The organism is Erwinia papayae (genome assembly GCF_058241465.1).
The window spans coordinates 1,766,732-1,788,267 of the sequence record NZ_JBZCHT010000009.1; the positions used below are offsets into that span (position 1 = coordinate 1,766,732).

The following is a 21,536-nucleotide window of genomic DNA, read 5'->3' on the forward strand; positions in this document are numbered from 1 at the left end:
TATATCATACGCGTAGCAGGCTAAGAGATCGCGACCGCAGCAGGAAAAAATGTCTCAGCCTGCAACAGAGAGTCAAAGATCCCCCTTAAGACGCAGCTTCAGCTGGCGACGTGGCGGCTTTTCCCCGCAGGGTGCGCCTCAGAGATGTGCCGTGGGCTTCAGCCCAATCAGACCAGTGCCTGCACATTAACGTCGATAGCTACCGCAATCTCTGCAGAATTTTTCATTGCCCGGATCAGGCTGAACAGATCGCTGGCCTGCGGGTACTGTTTCCGCAGATAGCCAAGCCACTGTTTGATCCTCGCCACGTGGTACAGCCCGGTATCACCCTGTTTTTCCAGCTGAATGTAGCGGTGCAACAACAGCAGCACTTCCGGCCACGGCATCGGTGGCGCGTTCTCTTTTATTACCCGGCTCAGATTGGGGATGCACAATGCACCGCGTCCGATCATCACCGCATCGCAACCGGTTACCTGCATACAGGCCTGCGCGCTTTGCCAGTCCCAGATTTCACCGTTGGCTATAACCGGAATGTTCAGTCGCTGCCGGATGTCCGCAATCGCCTGCCAGTTTATTCGCTCAGCCCGGTAGCCATCCTCTTTGGTACGGCCATGCACCACCAGCTCGGTGGCACCCGCCTGCTCCACCGCATCAGCGATTTCAAACTGCCGCTCGCCGGACTCCCATCCCAGCCGGACTTTTACCGTCACCGGCAATGATGCCGGCACCGCCTGACGCATGGCGCTGGCGGCCTGAAAAATTAGTTCGGGATCTTTCAGCAAGGTGGCCCCACCCCCGCTGCCATTCACCGTTTTTGACGGGCAGCCACAGTTAAGATCAACGCCCCAGGAACCCAGTGACACCGCACGTGCGGCATTTTCCGCCAGCCATGAAGGATGCTGTCCCAGCAGCTGAACACGCACCCGGGTGCCGGAAGGTGTGCGGCTGGCATGGTGAAGTTCAGGGCAGAGACGGTAAAAGGATTTGATCGACAGCAGCTGGTTAACCACCCGCAGGAATTCGGTAATGCAGAGATCGTAGTCGTTGACGCCGGTAAGCAGTTCACGCACCAGTGAGTCCAGCACGCCCTCCATCGGGGCCAGTAAAACGCGCATATCACAAGCCGTCCACAATAAAAGACAGGGAGTCTGACAGGCTGGCTTTTCCCGGCGGCATCAGCCATCGAACAGCAGAGTGCACTGCCTGCCGGGATCTGTATGTGTCAGCCCGCAACCGCAGGGAGAGCTGACCTCCCCCTGCAAAAGCCGTTATGCCGGATCAGAGCGGCGCTGGCGGGGTTTATTACGCGCAGCACCGTTGCCGCCAGCGGCAGGTTTCGCCCCGGAGCCAGAGCCCTGACGGCGTTGACCACCACTCTGGTTGCGCTCGGCGCCCGACCAGGGACCGCGCTCTCCGCCGCCATTGCTGTTGCTGTTGCTGTTGCTGTTGCTTTTGCCGCCGCCGCCCTGACGACCTCCGCCGCGTTGGCCCTGAGGTGCGCCCCGTCCACCGCCGCCGCCGCGCTGCTGACGCCCATTCTGGATCGGCTCTGCTTTAATCGACGGGTCTGGTTCAAATCCGTCTAAAGCAATACGTGGGATCTCACGTTTTAGCAGACGTTCGATGTCACGCAGCAGTTTGTGTTCATCGACACAAACCAGCGACAGCGCCTCGCCGGTTGCCGCCGCGCGACCTGTGCGTCCTATGCGGTGAACATAGTCTTCCGGCACGTTTGGCAACTCATAGTTCACCACATGAGGCAGCTCAGAAATATCAATGCCACGCGCGGCAATATCGGTGGCAACCAGCACGCGAATTTTATTCTCTTTAAAATCGCTCAGCGCACGGGTGCGGGCACCCTGGCTCTTATTACCGTGGATCGCCGCAGCGGTGATACCGTCTTTATTCAGCTGTTCCGCCAGATGGTTAGCACCGTGCTTGGTCCGGGTGAACACCAGCACCTGCTGCCAGTTATCACGGCCAATCATCAGTGACAGCAGCTCCCGCTTACGCTTCTTATCAACAAAATGCACATGCTGAGTCACCTGTTCGGATGCGGTATTGCGACGCGCAACCTCAACCTGTTCCGGATTGTGCAGCAGCTTCTCTGCCAGCCCTTTAATTTCATCGGAGAAGGTGGCGGAAAACAGCAGGTTCTGACGTCTGGCGGGCAGTTTAGCCAGCACGCGACGGATATCGTGAATAAAGCCCATGTCCAACATGCGATCGGCTTCGTCCAGTACCAGGATTTCCACTTTAGACAGATCCAGCGCGTTCTGGTGTTCGAGATCGAGCAGGCGGCCGGGGGTGGCAATCAGCACGTCAACGCCACCACGCAGCTTCATCATCTGCGGATTAATGCTGACGCCGCCGAACACCACCAGCGAACGCAGATTGAGGTATTTGCTGTAATCATGCACATTTTCACCCACCTGTGCCGCCAGCTCGCGGGTGGGGGTGAGGATCAGGGCACGAACCGGACGCCGCCCTTTCGGGTTCGGCTCCGCACTGCTGAGTCGCTGTAACAAAGGCAGTGTAAAACCGGCGGTTTTACCGGTGCCGGTCTGAGCGCTGGCCATCAGGTCACGGCCCGCCAGTACCACCGGAATCGCCTGACGCTGAATGGGCGTCGGCTCGTTATAGCCCTGTTCAGCAACTGCGCGCAAAATATCGGCATTCAGGCCGAGAGAATCGAATGACATAAAATTGACAGACTCCGGATCCGCCCTGACCGCGCCAGGCGGTGTAGTTTCCAGGGGGAAAATATGACGCCAGGCATTGTCTGACGCTTGAAAGGGGGCACAAACCACGGTGCGTAAGACGCAGATTATACCAGAGATTATCCTGACACAGAGAGCATTTCTTTTGGCCTCATCCCGCGCGGGTATCAGAGGCAGCTCATTGCGCAACAGTTAACAGGGTATTGACTCAGGAGAAATCAGAGGGAGAACGGACCACCAGCGGGTGGTCCGTTGTGGCTCAGCGCTGACGCTGGCGGGCGCGGGCCGTCTCTTTCGCCAGCAGCGAAACCACTGCGGGTCCGGTAAGCATCAGCACACCGGCAATACCAAGCAGCAGATTGTTGTGGATAACCTGCGAAAGCAGGTAAAGCACCAACATGGCGGCCCCAAAATAGTAAGTGGTGGTGACGTCTTCAAGAAAGTCACCTGTCCGGCGGAAACCGCTCAGACGCTGGGTCAGTAACATGGCGGCGAATACGCTGGCGTAAAGCGCAAGTAACACCACGCTGACCTGCAACAGTGCCTGGTGCTTCCAGCCCAACACCAGCGCGGCAATCAACATCAGGTGCAGCGTAATATGTACCCAGGTTTGTCCGGTGACAATCTGCACACGATTAGACCATTTCATGATTTTCTCCTGGCAGACCCAACCGGGGTCGCCCAGCTTTGTTAACACGACGGGTGATAACGAATCTCCTCAGACTAACGCAGTTTTCAGATAATGCCGCAAAGATCGCGGCCCGATGCCACTCTTTTGTGACAAAGACTACACTTTACTCTTCACTTTTCGAAAAGGAGAGCGCGCATAGTATGCCACAGGAGCCGCAAGGATTTTCATTAAAAGTCCTGACGATCAATACACATAAAGGTTTTAACGCCTCAAATCGTCGTTTTATCCTGCCTGAACTGCGTGATGCGGTCAGAGCAACGGCGGCCGATATTGTTTTTTTACAGGAAGTTATGGGAGCGCACAAGGTCCATCAACTTCAGGTTGCTGACTGGCCCGATACGCCTCACTACGAATTTCTGGCTGATACCATGTGGAATGATTTTGCCTATGGCCGTAATGCTGTCTACCCGGAAGGGGATCACGGTAATGCCGTGCTCTCCCGCTTGCCAATTGTGCAATATGAGAACCGGGACATTTCGGTAGAAGGCACCGAAAAGCGGGGATTGCTGCACTGCCAGATTAGCCTTCCCCATGCCCTGGATACTCTGCATGTGGTCTGTGTGCACCTCGGCCTGCGCGATGCGCATCGGGCACGCCAGCTGTCGTTATTGTGTGAGCTGGTCAACAGCCTGCCAACAGAAGCGCCGGTTGTGGTGGCGGGCGACATTAACGACTGGCAGCAAAAAGCCAATGCCATCCTGCATCACGAAGCCGGGATGGAAGAAGTATTCAGCCGTCAGTCAGGCCGCCCGGCACGCACCTTCCCTGCCCGCTTTCCCCTACTGCGCCTTGACCGTATCTACGTGCGCAACGCCCGAGTCAGCCATCCGCAAACCATTCCCCTGCGGCCCTGGTCACATCTTTCCGATCACGCCCCTCTGGCAGTGGAGATTCATCTGTGAATATGCAATGGCGTGACGGTAACCGGCTGCGGCTGCTGATCAACGGCGAGGACTATTTTCCCCGCGTGTTTGAAGCTATCCGACGGGCCAGAGAAACGGTGCTGCTGGAAACCTTCATTCTGTTTGAAGATGAGGTGGGGAACCAGCTGCATCATGTATTGCTGGCAGCCGCCCGACGCGGTGTGAAGGTTGAAGTGATGGTCGATGGTTACGGTTCGCACGAACTGTCTGAAGATTATATCAGTAGCCTCACTTCAGCAGGCGTGCGCTTTATCTGGTACGACCCGCGACCACGGGTGTTTGGTATGCGAACCAATATTTTTCGTCGTCTGCACCGCAAAACCGTGGTCTGCGACGGCGTGATTGCCTTTGTTGGCGGGATTAACTTTTCTGCCGAGCACAACGTCAGCTTTGGCCCCGAGGCTAAACAGGATTATGCCGTGGAGGTGCGTGGTCCGGTGGTGGATGATATCAGTCGCTATCTGCTTCAGGCGTTCAGCCAGCAAACGCCCGGGCGCTGGCGACGTGCGCGCTCAGCTCGGCCCTCACGCCACGCCACGCCGGGTAAGACTCAGGTGCTGTTTGTCTGGCGGGATAACGAAGACCATCGCGACGATATCGAGCAGCATTATCTTGCCATGCTGCGTGAGGCAAAGCAGGAAGTGATCATCGCCAACGCCTACTTTTTTCCGGGTTACCATCTGTTGCGGGAGATGCGTCACGCGGCAAAGCGTGGCGTCAGGGTAAAGCTGATTGTGCAGGGCGAACCCGATATGCCGATTGTTAAGGTGGGTGCTGAGCTGCTCTATAACTATCTGGTGGGCGGGGGGGTGGAAGTTTATGAATATATCCGCCGCCCGCTGCATGCCAAGATTGCCGTACAGGATGAGGCCCGGTCCACCGTGGGCTCCAGCAATCTCGACCCACTGAGCCTGTCGCTTAATCTCGAAGCCAACCTGATGATCGACGATCCTGCTTTCACCCAGGTATTACGTCACGAACTTAACAGGCTGCTGAAGGACGAGTGCCGACAGGTGATGGCAGATGAACTGCCGCCGCAAAACGCCTGGCAGATGGTTAAAAACGTGGTGGTGTTCCATTTTTTACGCCACTTCCCGGCCATCGCAGGCTGGCTGCCTGCCCATACCCCAAAACTTGCCCAGGTGCCCCCGCCAGTGCAGCCTGAAATGGAAACGCAGGATCGCGTGGACGCTGAAGAGAGGATGAAATCCTGATGACCCGCCGGAAATGGTTCAAAAAAGTGCTGACGTGGCTGTTTTTTATTGCGGTCACGGTGCTGCTGGTGCTTTACGCCAGCAAAGTGGACTGGCAGGAAGTGATGGAGGTCATTCTCCACTACAACCGGGTGGCTGTTCTGGTTTCGGTGGCGCTGGTGGCAGTAAGCTACCTGACCTATGGCGTCTACGATCTGATTGGCCAGGCGTATTGTGGACATAAGCTGCAAAAGCGCCAGGTGATGCTGGTGTCGTTTATCTGCTATGCCTTTAATCTGACCCTCAGCACCTGGGTTGGCGGCGTGGCAATGCGCTATCGACTCTACTCCAGGCTGGGACTGGACAGCAGGACCATCACCCGCATTTTTTCGCTCAGTATTGCCACTAACTGGCTGGGCTATGTGCTGGTTTCTGGCGTGGTGTTCAGTGCAGGTTGGGTGCCGGTGCCTGCCGGCTGGTTTATCGGCGCAGGGACGTTACGGGTAATCGGCGTGGCGCTGCTGGCTTTTGTGGTGGTGTGGCTGGCATTTTGTGCCTTCTCCCCGCGCCGCCGCTGGGCGGTAAAGGGCCATCAGCTGGCACTGCCCTCATTTCGCATGGCGATGTTGCAGTTTGCGGTATCCGGGGCTAACTGGCTGGTGATGGGAGCCATTATCTGGCTGCTGCTGGCGCAGAAGGTGGACTATCCGCAGGTGCTGGGGGTGTTGTTGATCAGCAGTATTGCCGGGGTGATTATTCATATTCCGGCAGGCATCGGCGTGCTGGAAGCGGTGTTTCTGGCGTTGCTTAGCGGCGAACACCTCTCGCATGGCGCAATTATTGCGGCGTTGCTGGCGTATCGGGTGCTCTATTTTATCGCGCCGCTGTTGCTGGCGCTGGTGCTCTATCTGGGGCTGGAGAGTCAGGCAAAAAGCCTGCGCCGGAAAAATCAGCAGGCGATCGACCGGTGAAGAGCGGAGTCTGTTCACGCCAGCAATAAAAAGGGCGTTATATAACGCCCATCGGTGGCTGGCGGGGGGCCGCCCCCGCCACGCCGGTTAACGCCGGTTGCCAAAAATACGTAACAACATCAGGAACAGGTTGATAAAGTCCAGATAGAGGGTCAGCGCGCCCAAAATTGAGTAACGGCGCAGGTTCTCTTTGTCGTTGACGTTGATCTCCTCACCGATATTTTTTAGTTTTTGCGTGTCATAGGCGGTCAGCCCGACAAACACCAGCACTCCGATGTAAGTCACAGCCCACATCAGCGCGGTGCTTTTCAGCCAGATATTGACCAGGGATGCCAGCACGATACCAATCAGCGCCATAAACAACATGCTGCCAAAACCACTGAGGTCGCGTTTGGTGGTGTATCCCCAGAAACTCATTACGCCAAACATACCGCCGGTCACCACAAAAGTACTGGCGATTGAGGAGTAGGTGTAGACGAGGAAAATGCTGGCCAGCGTCAGGCCGGTCAGCGCCGAGTAGAGCATAAACAGCCCGGTCGCCACCGCGCCACTGAGTTTATGCACCATGCCGGACAGGACAAACACCAGCCCCAACTGAACAATAATCAGGCCAAAGAAGGTGATGCGGTTGGCAAAAACCAGCTCCATCACCGCCGGGGTGTTGGCCGCAAACCACGAAACGAAGGCGGTCAGCAGCAGACCGCAGGTCATCCAGCCATATACCTGGGCCATATAGGTTTGTAGCCCGGTCTGGCAGGCGAAACAATGGAACCGCCATTGCGTGGATATCTGTCCATGATGCTCCCCTTTTAAGAACGTGAAGGTAATTGTATGCCCCAGATAATTCAGGTTGCAGCAAGTAAATCCCCGGAGGCTTACTCAGGTAAGTGACCGGGGTGCGCTTGTGCAGCCAACGCACCTGCAACCTGAAATATGAAGGATATAAAACGGTAAGCAGTGAGTCTGGCACAGTCACACCAGGTCAAGCCAGCCCCCACCGCGCTTTTTTTCAGCAGAAAAAACCGTTCAGCACGATCAGCGGGCAGCGCCGCCACGGCTGAGGCAGCTCTGATAGCGGCCATCCACCCGTTGAGCAAACCACGCCGTGGTCAGATTACGGGTGATTTTCGGGCTTTCCAGTTTGATGCCCGGCAGCATCTCACGCGGCAGGCGTTTTCCGGCCTCTTTATCCGCCAGCGTAAACACCTGCTGCCATAAAGTCGTCTTCTCAAATGCCTGCGTCTGGCTCTTTTCCAGCGCACGTCGTATAGCGCTGTTGCTCATATCCAGACGTTTCCCCAGCGTGCGTACCGCCAGTTCGGTTGAACCGGCCACATCGGAATCGTACTGGATCAGATCGCCGTCGAGCGCCAGCCGGATCCCACTCAGGCGGGTGACCGCCGCCTGGAAAGCCGCATTGCGGCTGGCATACCAACCGGCATTGAAATCAGCGAAGCGATACAGCGGTTTGCTGTAATTGGCCGGGTAGCCCAGCAGATGCTGAGTGCCAAACCAGACGCCGCCACGGCGAGTAAACACCTCCTGACGCAGGGTACCGTTAATCGGGTATGGATAGCCGCTGGCATGGGCCTCTGCAAAGGCAATACTCACCTGCATTGGTCCGCCGGTATGGACGGGGTTAAGGTTGCCGAACAGCTTCTGTCCCATTGGCACCATATTGATGAAATCGTCAAAAATGGCACTCAGCTCTTTTTCATTTTTAACCTTGTCCAGGCGTTCGGCGTAACTTTTGCCGTTGGATGAGTTAATCATCAGCGCGGTGCGCACGAGGATAGCCGGGATGTGCAACTTCGCGGCACGACGGTCAATCTCTCCCCATGCAATTTTCGGCAGGCCGGGCACGCTGGCATCAGCATTAAAACCGGACTCCTGGTCGGCAACGGCAATCACCGAGCACAGGTTGCTGACGGAAGGGTCAATTCCCTGGCTGTTTATGGCGACCATAATGTCGTCACTCCAGCCCTGGCGGTCGGTGACTTTCGGGGGGAGCAGCTGGTTAATCTGCGCCTTAATATCGGCCGGACGTCGTTCCGGCCCCTGCGACGTCGGCTTGCTGCTACAGCCTGCCAGCACCAGCAGGGCCAACAGCGCAACACGCTTAATGGGGGAGTAATTCATTATTTTCCTTGTCACGGCCGGTTCCGTCAGGCCATTTATTTTTCTGTCAGTATGCGGAGGTAAGGATATCGGTTCTGCCGCGCGCTGCATCAGAGCAGCGGTCGTCTCAGGATTATTTCCAGCGAGCGGCCGCCTGCTGGTCACTGTCCCGGGCGGCCACCCAGCGCTCGCCCTCTGCCGTGGCTTCGCGTTTCCAGAAAGGGGCGCGGGTTTTCAGTTGATCCATAATAAACTCCGCTGCGGCAAATGCGCCTGAACGGTGAGCCGCGCTGACGCCAACCAGCACAATCTCTTCGCCCGGAAACAGCTCACCCGTGCGGTGGATAACCATAACGCGCTGCACTGCCCAACGCTGGCGGGCTTCCGCGACAATCGCCACCAACGCTTTTTCCGTCATCCCCGGATAGTGCTCCAGCGTCAGGGCGGCCACTTTATCGCCGAGATTATGATTGCGAACCTTACCGGTGAAGGTAACGACCGCACCATCTTCATCACTGGCCGACAACCAGCGATACGCTTCATCCACGCTGAAAGGGGCGGCGTCGACAACAATACGGGTTTCCATTTTTATCCCCCGGTAACCGGAGGAAAGAACGCCACCTCATCGCCGGAATGCAGCGGATGCTGTGGTGAAACCAGCGTCTGATTGACCGCCGCCAGCAGCCTGCCGGATTCCAGCGCCAGCGTCCAGCGCTCACCTTTCGCCGCCAGCGCCGCACGCAGGGCTTCCACCGTCGCATACTCCCCGTCCACGGTGAGCCCTGCGCTGCCTGTCAGCTCGCGCACCTGCGCAAAAAACAGTACGTTAATCATCATCTTCCACCTGAAAATCTCCTGATTTCCCCCCGCGTTTGCTCAGCAGGCGACAGCACTCAATGCGGATATCTTTCTGCACCGCTTTGCACATGTCATAGATGGTGAGCGCCGCGACCGAGGCCGCCGTCAGCGCCTCCATTTCCACCCCGGTTTTGCCGGTCAGGCGGCAGAGGGATTCGATCCTTACCCGGCTGTTTTCTTCATCCGCACTCAGGCTGACTTCGACTTTACTCAGCAGCAGCGGGTGGCACAGCGGGATCAGCTCCCAGGTGCGTTTTGCCGCCTGAATACCGGCAATGCGCGCCGTGGCAAACACATCACCCTTGTGGTGACTGCCGTCGATGATCATCCGCAGGGTGCCGGGATGCATGACCACGAAGGCCTCTGCACGGGCTTCACGGACGGTCTCTTTTTTTGCCGAGACATCCACCATATGGGCTTCACCTGCGGCGTTAATGTGGGTCAGGTCAGACATGGTTCAGCACTTCTTCAGATGAGAAACAAAGTTGCAGGGGCGCGTGCGGGCATCGAGTTGCTGGCAGATGATCCTTTCCCAGGCACTCTCGCAGGCCCCGGTCGAACCGGGAACGGCGCAAATCAGCGTCTGATTTGCCATCCCGGCCAGCGCGCGGGACTGAAGGGTCGCGCTGGCAATCTCCTCCCAGGAGATCATCCGGAACAGCTCGCCAAATCCCTCGATTTCCCGATCAAACAGCGGCAGCAATGCTTCCGGCGTGCTGTTTTTGCTGTGGAAACCGGTGCCGCCATTGATGATTACCACCTGCACATTTTCGCTGGCGATCCAGCCAGATACCACGGCGCGGATCGCGTAGCGGTTATCGGCCACCAACGCCCTGTCTGCCAGCCGATGTCCCTCTTCACTCACTGTCTGTTGCAACCAGTCACCAGAGGTGTCACTGGCCACATCGCGGCTGTCCGAGACGGTGAGCAGAGCAATATTAAGCGGGATAAATTCAACCGTGGATTTTGCCATTACTGATCTCCTTAAGATTAGCCACCGAGATAAGAGAGATTTTGCGTGATGCCGGTATCTCCCTGGTGCAAAAAATGGGTCTGCTTTTTCCCCTGCAAAGCCTCAGTTATCCGTGCCTGCAACTGGTTGAGTTGATTATCTTCTGCCAGTAAATCACGCAGCGAAATGCCCCCGTCGCCAAACAGGCAGAGATGCAGCTTCCCGGTGGCCGACACGCGCAGGCGGTTACAACTGGCGCAGAAGTCTTTTTCGTAGGGCATGATCAGCCCCACTTCACCAAGGTAATCCGGATGACGAAACACCTGTGCCGGACCATCACTGCGCCCGCGAGGCTGGCAAACCCAGCCTTCCCGCAGCAGATGGTCACGGATAACGGTGCCGGCAACATGCTGCCGGCGGAACAGTTCGCCTCCGTCGCCGGTTTCCATAAGTTCGATAAAGCGCAGCTGAATGGCCCGGCGACGGATCCAGTCAAGAAAGGTTTGCAGGCTGTGAAGATTAATATGACGCATTAGCACGGCGTTGACTTTTACCTTGCTGAACCCGGCATCAAACGCCGCATCAATACCGCTCATCACCTGCTGAAATTTATCCTGTCCGGTAATGGCATGAAACTGTCGCGCGTCAAGGCTGTCGATGCTGACATTGAGTGCCGTCAGCCCGGCAGCGCGCCACTTTGCCACATCACGCGCCAGGCGGTAACCGTTGGTAGTCACCGCCAGCTGACGAATTTCAGAATTTTCGCGCACGGCAGCGATGATATCGGTAAAATCACGACGCAGTGAGGGTTCCCCGCCGGTGAGGCGAACTTTTTCCGTGCCCGCTGCCGCAAAAGCACGGGTTACCCGCCGGATTTCATCCAGTGAAAGGAAACTTTTGTTGGCTGTGCCCTGCGGTTTGTAACCATCAGGCAGGCAGTAGCTGCAACGAAAATTGCAGACATCAGTAATCGACAGACGCAGATAATAAAACCGGCGGTCGAAGCTATCGGTAAATTGTGGCACCAGTACACCTTTCCAGAGACGGGAGATGCAGGCATTTCTTTCTGCACCCTGGCAACAACAGTTGCGGCCGGGGCACCCTATCCGCAGACTTAGGTGCCAGGGCTAAGTGTGACTTACCGCAGGCCGGTAAGTCTTGGTGGCGAAATAGTACCGCTAATACAGCACGCTTACCAGTTCGGCATTACGCTATACATTTTGATATATAACGATTTTTTACCCCGTTTTTACCTCATGTCAGCGTAATATAAGAAAATAATGCCGTGTATTTTCCAGTAAATTCTTAACATTTGGACAAAATTCTATGCGTAATCGCACCTTAGCCGACCTTGACCGCGTGGTGGCACTGGGAGGCGGCCACGGACTTGGTCGCGTGATGTCGGCCCTATCTCCTCTGGGATCACGTCTGACCGGCATTGTTACCACCACGGATAATGGGGGTTCCACTGGACGTATCCGGCGCTCGGAAGGTGGCATCGCCTGGGGTGATATGCATAACTGCCTGAACCAGATGATCACTGAACCGGGTATTGCTTCCGCCATGTTCGAGTACCGTTTTTCCGGCAATGGTGAGCTGGCAGGACATAATCTGGGCAATCTGATGCTGAAGGCGCTGGATCATCTCAGCGTGCGGCCTCTGGAGGCGATCAATCTGATCCGTAATTTGCTGAAGGTGGATGCGTTTCTGATCCCCATGTCAGAACAGCCGGTTGACCTGGTCGCCATCGACAACGATGGTCATCAGATTTATGGCGAAACAGAAATTGATCAGATGCAGCAACCGCCGCAGGAGCTGATGTTATCGCCAACGGTCAACGCCACGCGGGAAGCCATTGAGGCCGTGGGCGAAGCGGATTTGATCCTGATAGGGCCCGGCAGCTTTTATACCAGCCTGATGCCGGTTCTGCTGATGCCGGAGATGGCGCAGGCATTGCGCCGTACGCCTGCGACTATGGTGTTTATTGGCAATCTTGGCAAAGAGTTAAGCCCGGCGGCCGCGCAGCTGACACTGTCAGACAAGCTGGCAATGATGGAAAAATACATTGGCAAAAAAGTCATTGATGCGGTGGTGATTGGGCCTGCGGTAAATGCCAGCAATGTCACCGATCGCCTGATTATTCAGCAACCACTGGAAGCGGCAGATATTCAGTACCGCCACGATCGTCAGTTACTTCACAGCGCGCTGGAACGCGCCGTTCAGTCGTTTGGCTGAATCATTTCGACCCTGTTGTCCGCTGAGCTTTATGGAGTGAGACGCCCGGCACTGCTGTCAGGCAGCGCCGGAACGGCAAAACCGGGCAGAAAAAATGGCTTGCTGATTGGTACGCTTTGTCGGCCGGAACCCAGTGGCCGTCCAGCCGGGGCTACGGCCACCCGACGGGCAGCTTCAGGAAGCCGCAATAAACAATTCACGCATCTGATGCAGCTGATCACGAACCTGCGCCGCTTCCTCAAACTCCAGATTCTGCGCATGCTCCTGCATTTTTGCCTCCAGCTCGTGGATTTTCTTCTGCAACCCTTTTGGCGACATATCCAGCGCCACCGCATCCTCTTCAACGATACTGCGGGAAGATTTGCCCCGGGATCTGGTTTTGTTCTTATTAATCCCCTGCCCCAGCTCCAGAATATCGGCAATTTTTTTGTTAAGCCCCTGCGGAACAATACCGTTCTGCTGATTATAAAGTTCCTGCTTTTCACGGCGACGCTCCGTCTCACCAATGGCTTTGCTCATGGATGGGGTGATCCGATCGCCGTAAAGAATGGCTTTGCCGTTCACATTACGCGCGGCGCGCCCGATAGTCTGAATCAACGAGCGTTCAGAACGCAGGAAGCCCTCTTTATCGGCATCCAGAATCGCCACCAGCGAGACTTCCGGCATATCCAGCCCTTCTCTCAGCAGGTTGATCCCCACCAGAACATCAAATTTACCCAGTCTGAGGTCACGGATAATCTCCACACGCTCGACGGTATCAATATCCGAATGCAGATAGCGCACCCGTTCGCCGTGCTCTTCAAGATATTCGGTCAAATCTTCCGCCATCCGTTTGGTCAGCACGGTGACCAGCACACGTTCGTTAATCGCCACCCTTTTACGAATTTCCGACAGCAGGTCGTCTACCTGGGTCGCGACGGGCCGGACTTCAACCAGTGGATCAAGCAGCCCGGTTGGACGCACCACCTGATCGATGATTTCACCACCGGACTTCTCAAGTTCATAATTGCCGGGTGTGGCAGAGACATAAATAGTTTGCGGTGCCAGCGCTTCAAACTCTTCAAATTTCATGGGTCGGTTGTCCAGCGCAGAAGGCAGCCGGAAACCATACTCCACCAGCGTCTCCTTACGCGCCCTGTCCCCACGATACATGCCGCCAATCTGCGGAATGGTTACGTGCGACTCATCAATCACCAGTAAACCGTCAGCGGGAAGATAGTCAAACAGCGTCGGCGGGGGTTCGCCAGGCCCGCGGCCCGACAGATAGCGTGAGTAGTTCTCAATGCCCGAGCAGTAACCCAGCTCATTCATCATTTCAAGATCAAACTGGGTCCGCTGAGACAGCCGCTGTTCTTCCAGCAGTTTATTGTTTGCCAGCAGGTTTTTACGCCTGTCGGACAGTTCCACTTTGATCTCTTCCATCGCCTGAAGAATACGCTCGCGCGGGGTAACATAGTGCGTTTTTGGATAAATGGTATAACGCGGGATCACCGAATCAATCTGCCCGGTCAGGGGATCGAAGATTGACAGCCGTTCAACCTCTTCATCAAACAGCTCGACCCGCAGCGCGTAGTCATCAGACTCTGCCGGGAAAATATCAATCACCTCACCGCGCACGCGAAAGGTGCCGCGCTGAAAAGCCTGATCGTTACGGGTATATTGCAGTTCCGCCAGTCTGCGCAGGATGGCGCGTTGATCGATGACCATTCCGCGCGTCAGGTGCAGCATCATCTTCAGATAAAGATCGGGGTCGCCCAGACCGTAAATTGCCGATACGGAGGCGACCACGATGACATCGCGGCGCTCCAGCAGCGCTTTGGTGGCGGAAAGGCGCATCTGCTCGATATGTTCATTAACTGACGCATCTTTTTCAATGAAGGTATCAGAACTGGGCACATAAGCCTCAGGCTGATAATAGTCGTAGTAAGAAACAAAATACTCCACGGCGTTATCCGGAAAAAATTCCTTCATCTCACCGTAAAGCTGAGCTGCTAAGGTTTTATTGGGTGCCAGTACCATAGTGGGACGGTTAAGATCGGCAATCACATTGGCGACGGTAAAGGTTTTACCTGAGCCGGTTACGCCGAGCAGCGTCTGATGAGCCAGACCGTCCTCCAGTCCCTCTTCAAGGCGGCGGATGGCTTCAGGCTGGTCGCCGGAAGGTTTGAATTCGGAGTTGAGTTTAAAAACTTTGCTCATTACAAGGCTACCCGCATAAAAATTACATCCACCGGATTCTGATTTTACTCTGCCCTGACATTTTTTCCAGAAAAAAATACTGGATATAATTACAGTTGTGTTGCATGATGTTTATCCACTGTTGGGAAAATGATTTTTGAAAATGCGCGCAATGTTTCCCCCTTCCCCTGCACGGCATTTTATCCCCAGGGGGGGGCCATGCTTTAACATTTGTCAAGATGTGCTGACAAAATGCCTGAGTTGGTATCAGGTGGCGTTTCCTGTCGCTTGCTTTTATTCAAAATATTGAAATATAACAACTTTATATTTTAGTTAAGTTTCGCACCAACTTAAGCGCAGCCCGCACCCGCTCTCGTTTCTCGCAGGTTTTCAGCCGTTCATGCACAAGTTTATCCACAGGAATAGTGGATAACTGATTACAGCGCCTGAGCCGTCTGATGTGTATAAATTGTTCCAGCGCCATAAAGCAGGCGGCAAATATTTTTTTTTGAATTTTTTTTTCCGGCTCGTAAGTATTAGCGGGACTGAACTGCATATTTACAGAATAAGTACTACTTTTTTTTTCAGTTTTTTGCTGGCCTTTTTTACCCCCTGGCTCTTTCCGTCGTGCTGGAGAAGAGGTGGCAGGCACCACAAAAGTGCAGATGAAAATGACCTGGGGCAATTGTTTAACAATTCTGACCATTAACGCGGCTGATTATTTACTTTATTACCCTGTTTCGGTGTTTTTGAAAACTGGCCCGTTAGTTGCATGATTTACCACAACCGCCCTGTGCAGAGACGCGGGAAACAACAACCGCAGGCCATGCGCAGCTAAGACCGTTAGCCAGACAGCGGAAAGTGGATGCAATCAGGTGCGATCTAAAACTGTATGAAGGAGAGTGTCAGATGCTCAGCTTACGTTCAATCAACCAGTTCTACGGGCAAAATCACATTCTCTGGGACGTAGATCTGGATTTGCCTCCTGGCACCTGTACCGGCGTGCTGGGGCAGTCAGGAATGGGTAAAACCACCCTGGTTAACTGCATCATGGGCCATCTGCCCATTAACAGCGGCTCGATGATCTGGCAGGAGGCGAATCTGCCACCGCAGAATTTGCTGCTACAACCGATGGAACAGCGTGCAGCGTTAGGCATTGGCTATGTGCCACAGGGGCGGCAGATTTTCTCGCAGTTAAGCGTGGAAGAAAACCTGCAAATTGCCCTGCTGGCAGGCGCGGGCCATGAACGTCATCGCGCCATTCCTCAGATGGTTTATGACCTGTTTCCCGCACTCTATTCCCTGCGACACCAGCGCAGCGGTGAGTTAATGCCTGACCAGCAGCAGCAGCTGGCGCTGGCCAGAGCGCTGGTGTTAAAGCCAAAGTTGTTAATTCTCGATGAGCCAACGGAGGGGATGTCGCCCTGGCTGGAAGAAGAAATGGGTAATCTGATCCACCGGCTGAATCACGATTTTGGTCTGACTATCCTGCTACTGGAACAACGCATTTCATTTATTCGCCGCGTGGCCGACTATTTTTTACTGCTGCACCGTGGGCGCAATGTTGCTCATGGCAGGGTTGCCCAGTTGGATGAACGCATTATTAATACCTGGCTGACGGTGACATGATTGTTTTCAGCCAGACACCTGTATGGATGCGCAGATCCGCTGCCAGTTTGTTCCCGAAACACCCGGGCTGAATATCAGACATTATTCAGCCCGGAAACCTGTTGCTGCATGACTTTTACGCAGAATGAGCCTCAGATACGTCGGGATCAGCAGGATAAATATCGGTAACGATGAACCGAGTCCCGTACCTCTGATTCAGATCCGTTCTCTGCTTGTTTTACACTCACCGTAAAAGCTGAGCGCTAAAATCAAAACAGCTAAATGGATTTTTCAATCTTCAGATATTTCTGTCACCTGGCAGCTATCATATTCAGACGGGCGATATTTTTCCCTGCCCACAACGCCATACTTAACAGAACAATCGTTCTGAAAAATATCTCTTTTCGGTTCAGGCTTTTCCAGGTTTAACTTCCTGTATATAGCAGGAAGTTAAATATCAGTTTTATCGCCACTTCCATCTATACCATCATAGTCGTCGCCATATTGGTCGCCATAGTCATATCCATCTCCACTCGAGGCCAGCTCGATTTTATCAGAACTGAAGTTCATTTCAGGAGAATTGGCATATTCAGACTGCCAGCCGGAATAAGCCTGTGAAATACCCTTTTCCAGACCTGAAATTGTGCTCATATCGCAACTGTTATCAGGTTTCAGGCCATCAGGCAGCCCTCCATCATGACTGTTATTTTCACCAAAAAACCGGTGACAGACTAAATAGCCCACTCCACAAGCGGCAACTGCTGTTGCTGAATACATAAAAATTTTTTCATAGTTAAATTGTCTTTCCCAGCACACAGATTATTGGTTTTTTTAGTGTTTTCCTGCTCCGGAACCATTCTATAGGTTCTACCGTCACTGAGAAAAATTTCTTTCTCTACGTCGTTATCAGATGCATTAATCTGTCGGTTTGCCGACATCAAAAAAACTGACTTTATTTTTTAATACAATTACTTAACAGTGTACCAAAAGTTTTTACGTGCGATAATTTCAATGAGTCTGGCTTTGTGAGAATGGGCTTATCTTCACTAAGATTAATAACCGATGATAAATTTTTTGAGAATCCTCCCGGATTCTTTTTCTCTCCATTTTTATACTCTGAAGATAAATCAGGGTAAATTTTTTGTGAACCGACACTTCCTTCCGTCTTTACAGGTCCCATATTAAATCCCTATCATAAAAATCAATCTGATAAAAAAGCGTGAAAATAATACATTATCCCTGAAGAGAAAAATGTGAAAAAACGCATTTAATACTGAGCAGGATCATCCGGTTGAATGATCACTCAGATGAAAAACGGGTAATATTGATTTTTTGTAATAGCCTGTACCAGATTAAACAATGCCAGACGGCTGTTTAATCTGATAAAGCGGCAAAGAATAATGGACAGTTTCTTGAAAACTCCCCTCTTTCGCTAATTTAATTTCCGATAAAAAAATAAGAGCGCAGGCCTGTTTACCCGACCATCAAATTACTCCGGCAGCCGGACGAAATCCGCAAGGCTGTCAAACTGATTGATGTCGGTCAGATAAGGGATCTCGCCGAGCATGGGTACGAAAAGGCGGTGTTGTAGCGTTGCCAGATACTCAGCATGTCGTCTGCCAGGAGGGTGGATGCCGTTAGCAATCCAGCCTGCCAGCCGTAGCCCGCTGCTCTCAATTGCCTGCGCAGTAAGCATCGCATGATTAATACACCCCAGCTTAACCCCTACCACCAGCACCACCGGTAACTGCTCCTGCTTTACCCAGTCGGCAAAGGTCGTTTCAGTCGAAAGCGGCGTATACCAGCCGCCGGCACCTTCGGTTAATACCCAGTCAGCCTGACTGGACAACTTTGCCAGCCCGGCTGACAGTTGTGAAAACAGAATGGGCCGCTGCTCTTCTGCGCTGACAATATGGGGAGAAGTCGGCTCCAGAAACGCCATGGGATTAATATCATCATAAGGCAGTGATACCGCGCTGTTGCGCTTCAGCGCCAGTGCATCTTCGTTACGAATGCCTTCAGGCGTCTGCTCGCAGCCCGACGCCACCGGCTTGTAACCAACACAACGATAGCCTGCCGCCTTCGCCGCCTGTAACAGAGCGGTGCTGGCAACCGTTTTGCCCACTTCGGTATCTGTACCGGTAATAAACCAACGTTTAGTCACAATCAATCACTCCATACATCAGGTGGTAACTGAGCAGAAATCCGCGTCTGTCCTGCGGCCAGTAACGCGTTAACAGCGGTAAATGCCGACGGCTGAACAGGGCAGTCTGTCGCCCCTGATGCAAATGGGTCACCCCGGTGCCTTTCAGAGAGCGCAGGGCACTAAGTACATCTGGAAATGCCAGCGTCAACGTCTGCTGTTGAAAACGTGCCGCCAGTGGCTGACCTGCCCGCTGTATCGCATCAACAGTCAGAAAGCGATTGACAGGTGCCGATAAATCAAGCTGCTGCCAGGCAATATTCAGTTCGCTCAGGCTGCCGGCGGCGAGCGTTGAGAACAGCACCTGGCCGCCTGGCCGGGTCACCCGATGCATTTCACACAGGGCCACCCTTAAGTCACTGCACCATTGCACGACAAGGTTGCTCCAGCAAAGGTCAAAGCTCGCATCAGCAAACGGCAGGGCTTCGATGTCACCTGACTGATAACCATCGGCAACCTGCTGGGAGCGCGCATGACGCAACATATCGGCTGATAAATCCAGCGCGGTGACATGATTCCCGGACCGCCGCCAGCGCTGACTGAACCAGCCGGTTCCGCATCCCGCATCAAGTATTTTCTGGCCCTGCTGTCGCCGCGCAAAGGTGGCCAGATAGTCACCGCTTTGTCGTTGCAGTTCCGCGTGTTGATCATAGCCGGTGGCGGCCCGACCAAAAGCCTGTGCAATGGCAGGTTTATTGACGGTTTGCATTTTGCAACGCCTCCAGTAAGCGATGAATATCTTCTGTCTGGTGCTGCGCGGTCAGGGTTATTCTCAGCCGTGCCGTACCCGGCGGGACCGTCGGCGGACGAATAGCGGTCAGCCAGCAGCCCTGTTCTCTCAGCGCCTGCGCCCGTTGTATCGCCAGATGTTCATCGCCCACGATCAGCGGCTGTATAGCCGTGTCGGACGGCAATATATTCAGCCCCAGCTGCGCTGCCCCCTGACGAAAAAGGGCAATATTTCTGCGCAGTCGATGGCGTAATTCATCCCCCTGCTGAATACAGGAAAGTGATGCCTGCAATGCGCAGACCTGTGCGGGAGGCATGGCGGTGCTGTAAATCAGATGACGGGCAAATTGCAGCAGGTAGTCAGCCGTGTCATCGCTGCACAGCACCGCTGCACCGCTGATGCCAAACGCTTTCCCAAAGGTCACCACCAGCAGTTCGGGTTTTACCTGCTGCTGCCAGCAGCTTCCCCTGCCCTGCTCGCCAGCTATGCCGATACCGTGGGCATCGTCCACCATCAGCCAGCCCTCGTGAAGCCGGGTCAGCCGGTGCAGTTCTGCCAGCGGCGCACTGTCGCCGTCCATACTGAATACGCCTTCGGTCACCACCAGCGTCTCACCTGTTGTATGTGGATGACGCAGCAGCTGTGCCAGTGATTCAGGCTGATTGTGGGTAAAGCGCCGCAGGGTGGCAGGACTGAGGGCCGCCGCTTCCAGCAACGAGGCGTGGGCCAGCCGGTCAGCGAAGATGCGGTCATTTTTAGCCAGCATTGCCGTAATCACCGCCTGATTGGCCGCGAAACCGGAGATAAACAGCAGCGCACAGGGATAGCCAAGCCACTCTGCCAGCTGTTGCTCAAACTGCTGGTGCCGATAGCCATATCCGCTGACATGCCCGGAAGCGCCTGCGCCAACGCCATACTCTTCCGCCGCCTGCTGCCAGGCCGCAACGATCTGTGGATGCCGACTCAATCCCAGATAGTCATTGGAGGAAAAGTTGAGGTAGCGACGCCCGCCAGTGTGCAGCGTTCGCGCATCGGCGTGGTGATTCACGCTGCGCTGGCGAAAGAGTCCTTTTTCCCGGCGCTGCGTCAGCGCCAGGCTGATACGTTCTGACCAGCTCATTTACAGCGCCGCATTATAGAACAGGTCAGTATCGGCATGAAGAAGCTGCCCCGCCAGCGCCTGCTGCTGCTCGTTATCCCCGGCATCCGTGGTGGTTTGCTGCGGGTTCAGCCCCAGCTTGCGGAACAGTTGCAGATCTTTGTCTTCTTCCGGGTTCGGCGTGGTCAGCAGTTTACAACCGTAGAAAATGGAGTTTGCTCCGGCCATAAAGCACATCGCCTGGGTCTGTTCACTCATCGTCTCGCGCCCCGCAGACAGACGGACGTGAGAGGCAGGCATCATAATGCGGGCAACGGCAATGGTGCGAATAAAATCAAAAGGATCGACATCCTCGTTGTCTGCAAGCGGGGTGCCTTTTACCTTCACCAGCATATTGATTGGCACACTTTCCGGTGGGGTAGGCAGATTAGCCAGTTGCACCAGCAGGCCGGCACGGTCGTTGACCGTTTCTCCCAGGCCGACGATGCCACCGGAACAGACTTTGATCCCCGCATCACGGACTTTACCCAGGGTATCGAGACGCTCCTGATAGGTGCGGGTGGTGATGATGCTGCCATAAAATTCCGGCGAGGTATCAAGATTGTGATTGTAGAAATCCAGCCCGGCACTGGCGAGACGTGCCGCCTGGTCGCCGCTAAGCGTACCGAGTGTCATGCAGGTTTCCAGCCCCATGGCTTTTACCCCTTTCACCATCTGTTCCAGATAAGGCATGTCACGCTCATGGGGATTTTTCCAGGCCGCGCCCATGCAAAAACGGTCAGATCCTGCGGCTTTGGCTTTACGGGCAGAGGTCAGCACCTCCTCCACTTCCATCAGCCGTTCGGATTCCAGTCCGGTCTTGTAACGCGCACTTTGCGGGCAATATTTGCAGTCTTCCGGGCAGGCACCGGTTTTAATCGACAGCAGGGTGCTGACCTGAACCTGACGGGGGTCAAAGTGCTGGCGATGAACCTGCTGTGCCTCGAACATCAGTTCTAAAAAAGGCTTGTCAAACAGGGCCTGAGCCTGTGGAATTGTCCAGCGATTTGCCATTGCT

Annotated in this window: 22 protein-coding genes, 1 pseudogene and 1 riboswitch; of the genes and pseudogenes, 5 read left to right on the forward strand and 18 right to left on the reverse strand. The window is 54.6% G+C overall.

From position 1 onward, the window contains the following. Positions 1–167 precede the first annotated feature (167 nt). The 3 genes from dusC to AC3RPL_RS13145 all read right to left on the reverse strand — a co-directional run bounded on the left by dusC (position 168) and on the right by AC3RPL_RS13145 (position 3,369). Positions 168–1,115 carry a tRNA dihydrouridine(16) synthase DusC gene (dusC, locus tag AC3RPL_RS13135; RefSeq protein WP_490740335.1) on the reverse strand — a complete coding sequence of 316 codons (948 nt, stop codon included), beginning with the start codon at positions 1,113–1,115 and terminating at the stop codon, positions 168–170. A 153-nt stretch (positions 1,116–1,268) separates the two neighbouring features. Continuing rightward, positions 1,269–2,702, reverse strand: a complete 1,434-nt coding sequence (gene rhlE / locus AC3RPL_RS13140; RefSeq protein WP_490740336.1) for an ATP-dependent RNA helicase RhlE — start codon at positions 2,700–2,702, stop codon at positions 1,269–1,271. 277 nt (positions 2,703–2,979) lie between these two features. Next, entirely contained in the window at positions 2,980–3,369 is a 390-nt protein-coding gene (locus tag AC3RPL_RS13145) for a YbhQ family protein (protein WP_034941476.1), read from the reverse strand. A gap of 182 nt (positions 3,370–3,551) precedes the next feature. Here AC3RPL_RS13145 and AC3RPL_RS13150 point away from each other — a divergent pair, with 182 nt between their 5' ends. Genes AC3RPL_RS13150 through AC3RPL_RS13160 form a run of 3 tightly spaced genes read left to right on the forward strand, consistent with a single transcriptional unit; the run spans position 3,552 to position 6,498 of the window. Next, positions 3,552–4,313, forward strand: coding sequence for an endonuclease/exonuclease/phosphatase family protein (locus tag AC3RPL_RS13150; RefSeq protein WP_490740337.1), 762 nt, complete (start codon positions 3,552–3,554; stop codon positions 4,311–4,313). Between the two features lie 2 nt (positions 4,314–4,315). Next, positions 4,316–5,548: a cardiolipin synthase ClsB gene (gene clsB, locus AC3RPL_RS13155; RefSeq protein WP_490740700.1), complete on the forward strand. Its 1,233-nt coding sequence runs from the start codon at positions 4,316–4,318 to the stop codon at positions 5,546–5,548. Further along, positions 5,548–6,498 carry a lysylphosphatidylglycerol synthase domain-containing protein gene (locus AC3RPL_RS13160; RefSeq protein ID WP_490740338.1) on the forward strand — a complete coding sequence of 317 codons (951 nt, stop codon included), beginning with the start codon at positions 5,548–5,550 and terminating at the stop codon, positions 6,496–6,498. Before clsB ends, AC3RPL_RS13160 begins: the two co-directional genes overlap by 1 nt. Positions 6,499–6,585: 87 nt before the next feature. Here the strand turns inward: AC3RPL_RS13160 and AC3RPL_RS13165 are convergent. The 7 genes and pseudogenes from AC3RPL_RS13165 to moaA all read right to left on the reverse strand — a co-directional run bounded on the left by AC3RPL_RS13165 (position 6,586) and on the right by moaA (position 11,454). After that, a pseudogene (locus AC3RPL_RS13165) lies at positions 6,586–7,295 on the reverse strand (Bax inhibitor-1/YccA family protein). Positions 7,296–7,533: 238 nt separating this feature from the next. Continuing rightward, a complete protein-coding gene (locus AC3RPL_RS13170) occupies positions 7,534–8,637 on the reverse strand; it encodes a DUF1615 domain-containing protein (RefSeq protein WP_490740339.1) in 1,104 nt (367 codons plus the stop codon). A 112-nt stretch (positions 8,638–8,749) separates the two neighbouring features. After that, entirely contained in the window at positions 8,750–9,202 is a 453-nt protein-coding gene (gene moaE / locus AC3RPL_RS13175) for a molybdopterin synthase catalytic subunit MoaE (RefSeq protein WP_490740340.1), read from the reverse strand. Between the two features lie 2 nt (positions 9,203–9,204). Beyond that, entirely contained in the window at positions 9,205–9,450 is a 246-nt protein-coding gene (gene moaD, locus AC3RPL_RS13180) for a molybdopterin synthase sulfur carrier subunit (protein WP_490740701.1), read from the reverse strand. Beyond that, positions 9,443–9,928: a cyclic pyranopterin monophosphate synthase MoaC gene (moaC, locus tag AC3RPL_RS13185; protein WP_490740341.1), complete on the reverse strand. Its 486-nt coding sequence runs from the start codon at positions 9,926–9,928 to the stop codon at positions 9,443–9,445. Before moaC ends, moaD begins: the two co-directional genes overlap by 8 nt. A gap of 3 nt (positions 9,929–9,931) precedes the next feature. Next, positions 9,932–10,447, reverse strand: a complete 516-nt coding sequence (gene moaB, locus AC3RPL_RS13190; protein WP_490740342.1) for a molybdenum cofactor biosynthesis protein B — start codon at positions 10,445–10,447, stop codon at positions 9,932–9,934. 17 nt (positions 10,448–10,464) lie between these two features. Beyond that, the gene (moaA, locus tag AC3RPL_RS13195; protein ID WP_490740702.1) at positions 10,465–11,454 is read right to left on the reverse strand and encodes a GTP 3',8-cyclase MoaA; all 990 of its coding nucleotides are present in this window, start codon (positions 11,452–11,454) and stop codon (positions 10,465–10,467) included. Then, positions 11,441–11,571, reverse strand: a riboswitch (molybdenum cofactor riboswitch). It overlaps the preceding gene by 14 nt. 181 nt (positions 11,572–11,752) lie before the next feature. On the opposite strand from moaA, the gene AC3RPL_RS13200 reads away from it, so the two are divergent. Next, positions 11,753–12,661, forward strand: a complete 909-nt coding sequence (locus tag AC3RPL_RS13200) for a gluconeogenesis factor YvcK family protein (RefSeq protein ID WP_490740343.1) — start codon at positions 11,753–11,755, stop codon at positions 12,659–12,661. Positions 12,662–12,835: 174 nt separating this feature from the next. Here the strand turns inward: AC3RPL_RS13200 and uvrB are convergent, their stop codons facing one another. Then, positions 12,836–14,860: an excinuclease ABC subunit UvrB gene (gene uvrB, locus AC3RPL_RS13205; RefSeq protein WP_490740344.1), complete on the reverse strand. Its 2,025-nt coding sequence runs from the start codon at positions 14,858–14,860 to the stop codon at positions 12,836–12,838. A gap of 301 nt (positions 14,861–15,161) precedes the next feature. Next, positions 15,162–15,545, reverse strand: coding sequence for a hypothetical protein (locus AC3RPL_RS13210; protein WP_490740345.1), 384 nt, complete (start codon positions 15,543–15,545; stop codon positions 15,162–15,164). Between the two features lie 203 nt (positions 15,546–15,748). Here AC3RPL_RS13210 and AC3RPL_RS13215 point away from each other — a divergent pair, with 203 nt between their 5' ends. Next, positions 15,749–16,468, forward strand: coding sequence for an ABC transporter ATP-binding protein (locus AC3RPL_RS13215; protein ID WP_034941501.1), 720 nt, complete (start codon positions 15,749–15,751; stop codon positions 16,466–16,468). A 429-nt stretch (positions 16,469–16,897) separates the two neighbouring features. On the opposite strand, the gene AC3RPL_RS13220 is transcribed toward AC3RPL_RS13215, so the two are convergent. The 6 genes from AC3RPL_RS13220 to bioB form a co-directional block, all read right to left on the reverse strand. Beyond that, entirely contained in the window at positions 16,898–17,224 is a 327-nt protein-coding gene (locus AC3RPL_RS13220) for a hypothetical protein (protein WP_490740346.1), read from the reverse strand. A gap of 175 nt (positions 17,225–17,399) precedes the next feature. Next, positions 17,400–17,627, reverse strand: coding sequence for a hypothetical protein (locus AC3RPL_RS13225; protein WP_490740347.1), 228 nt, complete (start codon positions 17,625–17,627; stop codon positions 17,400–17,402). 309 nt (positions 17,628–17,936) lie between these two features. Then, on the reverse strand, positions 17,937–18,611 hold the full coding sequence (gene bioD, locus AC3RPL_RS13230) for a dethiobiotin synthase (RefSeq protein ID WP_490740348.1): 675 nt from the start codon (positions 18,609–18,611) through the stop codon (positions 17,937–17,939). Next, positions 18,604–19,359: a malonyl-ACP O-methyltransferase BioC gene (bioC, locus tag AC3RPL_RS13235; protein WP_490740349.1), complete on the reverse strand. Its 756-nt coding sequence runs from the start codon at positions 19,357–19,359 to the stop codon at positions 18,604–18,606. Before bioC ends, bioD begins: the two co-directional genes overlap by 8 nt. After that, a complete protein-coding gene (gene bioF, locus AC3RPL_RS13240; protein WP_490740350.1) occupies positions 19,343–20,500 on the reverse strand; it encodes an 8-amino-7-oxononanoate synthase in 1,158 nt (385 codons plus the stop codon). The genes bioC and bioF overlap by 17 nt, the downstream gene beginning before the upstream one ends. Beyond that, positions 20,501–21,532, reverse strand: a complete 1,032-nt coding sequence (bioB, locus tag AC3RPL_RS13245) for a biotin synthase BioB (protein ID WP_490740351.1) — start codon at positions 21,530–21,532, stop codon at positions 20,501–20,503. Between the last annotated feature and the right edge of the window lie 4 nt (positions 21,533–21,536).